We start from the raw sequence: 4,176 nt of genomic DNA, 5'->3' as shown, positions 1-4,176 counted from the left end.
CGTCCCCCCAGCGCGGTTTCCTCCTTTGGAGGCTTTCGGACGCCGGCCCCCGTGTGCGCGGCAACACCGTCATGGGGCCGGCATCCGAAACCCTTCACAGACTCGGAAGTTCAACTACGCAATCGCGACTTCCGCTTGGAATTAGGCGTCCTCCGAAACCGATTAGCGCACGCCCAGTTGCGCCGTTTGCGGTCAAGGTCGGGACGTTTAGCTTCTATCAAACTAGGCCGCCGCCGTAGGTGTAGGTGACCCAGTTGCCGGCTTCGGGATTACCGCTGATGGCCCAGGCCGATTCCCAAAACGATGGCCTTCTGACGTAGCGCGCCCTCGGTTCGCTTGGTCATCTTCGCGATTTTGATCACTGGCGTCCGCGCCTTGGAGTGCGCCTTCAATTCTTTGATGTCTTCCTTCGTCCACTCACGTCGAACGGCTTTCTTTGCCTTCTTGGCCACTCTGCGCTCCTTCAATGTTGAGGCAGCCGTTTAGCACAAAGTGTGTAGCGCGCATCCTTGCGCGCATGTTCTCCAACCGACGGGGAGGGCCGCCGATATGAGCTGCTGTTCGTCTCCGACGGCACGCCGGTGAACGTACGCCGCATCAGGCAGTCGGCGCCATCAATCCAGGATCCGTTCAACTGAGGCGAGGGGATGCACCGCCATGGCTAAGAAGTTATCGCAACACGATTAGCCATCGCGGATTGGTGACGAGGACCGAGACACACAAGACATAGAGAACCCGCTGGCTGACAAGGTCGGCGGGGCTTTTCGAGAGGCCGTAACTACAGAGCTTCTCCGGCAGTAGCCGCCAACAACGCCGCCTCATTGTGTGAACGCTATCGTGCATAGAGTTCCCAATTAGTTAACGGTTATAAAGACTTCCGGTCCGGCCTGCCTTCGATAGCGAGTGTGGCAGGCCAGCTACAGCAAAGCACTCACGATCGAGTACTATTGCAAGGCAGGTGGGCGAACTAGCGACTCTTAAAACTGATTATCTCTGGGGAGACTCGAATGAAGAAACTTATTGCGGTTGCAGCCGGAACACTGGCTCTGGGCCTATCGGCTCCGGCCAGCGCGGCGGATATGGCAGCGCGTCCCTACACCAAGGCGCCTCCGATGGTCGCCGCGATTTATGACTGGAGCGGCTTCTACATCGGCGCCAACGGCGGTTGGGGCTCAAGCCGCAACAGCTGGGATTCGGTTGCCCCCTTCCTGGTGGGTCCCGAAGGTTCGCACGATGCAACCGGCGGGGTTGCGGGTGGTCAGGTTGGTTATCGCTGGCAGACTGGCACCTGGGTGTTCGGCCTCGAAGCGCAGGGTGACTGGGCCGACTTGCGAGGCAGCAACCTGAGCACCCTGTTCGGACCGGGCTTCCGCAACGATTCACGGATCAATGCGTTCGGTCTGTTCACGGGTCAGCTCGGCTGGGCCACCAACAACGTCCTGTTCTACGTCAAGGGCGGTGCTGCCGTAACTGACAATCGCAACCGGATCTATTCGACTGCGACTGGCGCTGTGCTTGCCACCACCGGCGATGACACCCGTTGGGGCGGCACCGTCGGGGTAGGCCTGGAATACGGCTTTGCCCCCGGCTGGTCGGCTGGTGTCGAATACGATCATTTGTTCATGCAGGATCGTACGCTCGCATTCACCGGTCCCGGTGGCGTAGCATTCGGTGCGGATCGCATTCGTCAGGACGTCGATCTCGTCACGGTTCGCGTGAACTACAAGTTCGGCGGCCCCAGCATCGGCCGGTACTGAGCAGTACCACTGGAAACAACAAGGGCCGGCTCTTTGAGCCGGCCTTTCTTTTTTGGGGAGATTCAAATGACCAAAACGTCCCGACCGGTCGCCCCTTCGAAATTAGCCGACGAGCTAAACAGCGCATTTGCTTCGGCTGAACCCAATACCATTTGTATGGCCATTGGGGAGGGACTTGCCAACTTCAACATTGCCGAGATGGCAAGACAGACGGGTTTAGGCCGGCAGAGTATTTATCGAGCTTTCAAAACCAACACACAGCTTCCGAATTTTTCCACGGTCCTTGCTGTGCTCACGGCCATGGGCTTGCAGCTCAAAGTAACTCCCAAGGGCGAGCGATCCACGGCTGCCACGGCTCGCGCAACGAAGACGTAGTCAACACTTAGGGGGCGAGCTAGCGAGAAGCACGATCGCTAGGATGTCGAGAATTTATTTTTACAAACTGACGGTGGACAATGGCGCGGCCCCGTGCATTAGAGCAGGACTTCTTTCTTTAGCAATCTGCAAGCCTATGATCCGCAAGACTGCAAGGGAGGGGGATTTGATCTTCGGTTTTGCTGCAAATTCGCTTCATAAGGACAACCGGTTAATCTACGCGGCTCGCGTCACCCACGCCCTTCATAACGGGCGGTATTTCAAAGATCAGCGCTATGCCAATCGAGAGGATTGCATTTACACATTTAGAGGCGGTCGATATCAGCGTCGAAAGAGCGCCAAACACCACGACAAGCCGACAGACCTTCGACATGATCTAGGCGATTTCCCCCAATACTCACGGGCAAACGTGCTTTTGAGCGCCGATTTCCGATACTTTGGGAAGTCGGGTAGCGACATTTACAAGGCGAGGTTTCCAGCGGTCGCTAATGCGGTGAAGGAGCTTGGCCGCGGTCAGCGAGTAAGACTTAGACCCTCTCTTCGGCTCGAACTTGAGGCAATGAAGGATTGGATTTGGCTGGAAACACCAAGAAAGGTAATGGGCAATCCTTCTCGCTCTTCGGCGTCCAACGTTTGTCACCGCACTAAATCGTGCGGTGTTGCTTGAGCTTCGAACGGCGATTTTTTGATTTGTCTTTAGGCTCGGTTTGCCCGGATTTGGAGGTGCCAGATGCAAACGACGTTGCCCAGTCTCTCCTGCCTTCGTTGCGACAATCTGATCGCGCCATCCGGGAGTTTTAGCAAAATACCTGTTGCCCGGCGATACGAACATTGCATCCGTCGGTGCGAGCCTTGCGGCGTGGGTGCCTCAAATGCCAAGACGGCTGGAGCGCAGACGTGGATTTTTCGGGAGCCGCTCGACAATATCCCGACGGAAATTCGCGATGGCGCAAAAACCGCGTTGAGAGGCGCTCTTAACCAGCGGAACCGGCAAACAAAGAAGCTAGGTTCGGTTTTTCGACTTCAGAGGATGCGATCACCTGGGTGGTGTTTGCTTATCTGACGCCCTCGCGAAAGCTCCTGCCCGCTCTAATGCGTGTGGGTCTGGTTGCACCAGAAGTCGGAAGCAAAAGCCCCACGGTCCTATTGTGGGGCGTCCCGATAAATGATCCCGAGCGAGGGAATTTGATCAAGGAAGAACTGCAGACGATCTGCAGGCACTTCAACGAACGTGAAACCTCATTCTCTGAGCCTGACGTAGTTGTTGATCTCGAAGATGGTGGACTGATTTTTATCGAGGCGAAATATCTGGCTGCAAACGACACTAAGCCTGCCAACTACTTGGGCTGGGTGAATTTTGAAAAGGCTGCTTAAGCTGGGATTTCGACGGAGTTAGGCGTTCCGGACGTTATTAACTTGCCCGGAATTGGTGCTTGCTTAATCAGCTTGGTGGCGCCCGGCCTAGGACCTTGGTGAACTTAGCACCCGGCGCCTTGTTTTCCGCACCTGAAAGGGTGCTTTTAGATGGTTTTGCCGATGCCATAAAGGCGGGTCCAATTGCTAACTTCATGCGGCTGACTTGGTCCGATCTTCTAGATGACCTCAATGGGACACCAGCTTGGTTGGTTGAGTTCTGCCGAGGCCGTCGAGGTTTAATGAATTAGCCAATTGCTCGCTGAAGATACCTGAATTGACGATTAGACGCTCCTTTCGATGGGCCGATACCTACAAACGGTGGATTGGCGACCAGTTGTTCAAGAAGCGGGAAACGTCGCGATCCCGGTGCCCGAACATTCCCTCACCGATTGCTTTCGTTTCCGCCATACTCAAGCCTCGCGTGAGCCAAGCCCGGCGATCGTCGGTAATCCAAACGTACACCTGATGGCGAGCAGTCTTGCCGTGCAATTTATCGAGACGCTTGAGAAGCTCCTTAGGCCGGACTACTGTAAGCGCTTAGCCGCAACCCTATTGAGGCTGGCTTGACGTTTTGCGGAATCGCCACGGCATGAGGTCTTCGATGCGGCTATGGGGATGGCCGTCGATG

Annotated in this window: 5 protein-coding genes; 4 read left to right on the top strand and 1 reads right to left on the bottom strand. The window is 56.0% G+C overall.

The genetic code is table 11. The features are described 5' to 3' along the window. Window positions 1-269: 269 nt before the first annotated feature. Window positions 270-452, bottom strand: coding sequence for a hypothetical protein (locus IVB50_RS26040; protein ID WP_247297740.1), 183 nt, complete (start codon window positions 450-452; stop codon window positions 270-272). A 555-nt stretch (window positions 453-1,007) separates the two neighbouring features. On the opposite strand from IVB50_RS26040, the gene IVB50_RS26035 reads away from it, so the two are divergent. The 4 genes from IVB50_RS26035 to IVB50_RS26020 all read left to right on the top strand — a co-directional run bounded on the left by IVB50_RS26035 (window position 1,008) and on the right by IVB50_RS26020 (window position 3,506). Then, window positions 1,008-1,757 carry an outer membrane beta-barrel protein gene (locus tag IVB50_RS26035; RefSeq protein ID WP_247297738.1) on the top strand — a complete coding sequence of 250 codons (750 nt, stop codon included), beginning with the start codon at window positions 1,008-1,010 and terminating at the stop codon, window positions 1,755-1,757. Window positions 1,758-1,823: 66 nt separating this feature from the next. Then, window positions 1,824-2,132: a putative addiction module antidote protein gene (locus IVB50_RS26030; protein ID WP_247297736.1), complete on the top strand. Its 309-nt coding sequence runs from the start codon at window positions 1,824-1,826 to the stop codon at window positions 2,130-2,132. 43 nt (window positions 2,133-2,175) lie between these two features. Then, window positions 2,176-2,799, top strand: coding sequence for a hypothetical protein (locus tag IVB50_RS26025; protein ID WP_247297734.1), 624 nt, complete (start codon window positions 2,176-2,178; stop codon window positions 2,797-2,799). A gap of 377 nt (window positions 2,800-3,176) precedes the next feature. Continuing rightward, window positions 3,177-3,506 carry a hypothetical protein gene (locus IVB50_RS26020; RefSeq protein ID WP_247297733.1) on the top strand — a complete coding sequence of 110 codons (330 nt, stop codon included), beginning with the start codon at window positions 3,177-3,179 and terminating at the stop codon, window positions 3,504-3,506. Window positions 3,507-4,176: the final 670 nt, after the last annotated feature.

The sequence above is a fragment of the Bradyrhizobium sp. 87 genome, from assembly GCF_023073015.1.
Lineage (GTDB): Bacteria > Pseudomonadota > Alphaproteobacteria > Rhizobiales > Xanthobacteraceae > Bradyrhizobium > Bradyrhizobium canariense_D.
The sequence above is the reverse complement of the archived record's forward strand: the minus strand, read 5'-3'. Positions and strand labels throughout refer to the sequence as shown.

Excerpts from the sequence above, each read along its gene's own strand:
- IVB50_RS26035 (WP_247297738.1), top strand. The coding sequence starts at position 1,008 with ATGAAGAAACTTATTGCGGTTGCAGCCGGAACACTGGCTCTGGGCCTA.
- IVB50_RS26025 (WP_247297734.1), top strand. The coding sequence starts at position 2,176 with ATGTCGAGAATTTATTTTTACAAACTGACGGTGGACAATGGCGCGGCC.
- IVB50_RS26030 (WP_247297736.1), top strand. The coding sequence starts at position 1,824 with ATGACCAAAACGTCCCGACCGGTCGCCCCTTCGAAATTAGCCGACGAG.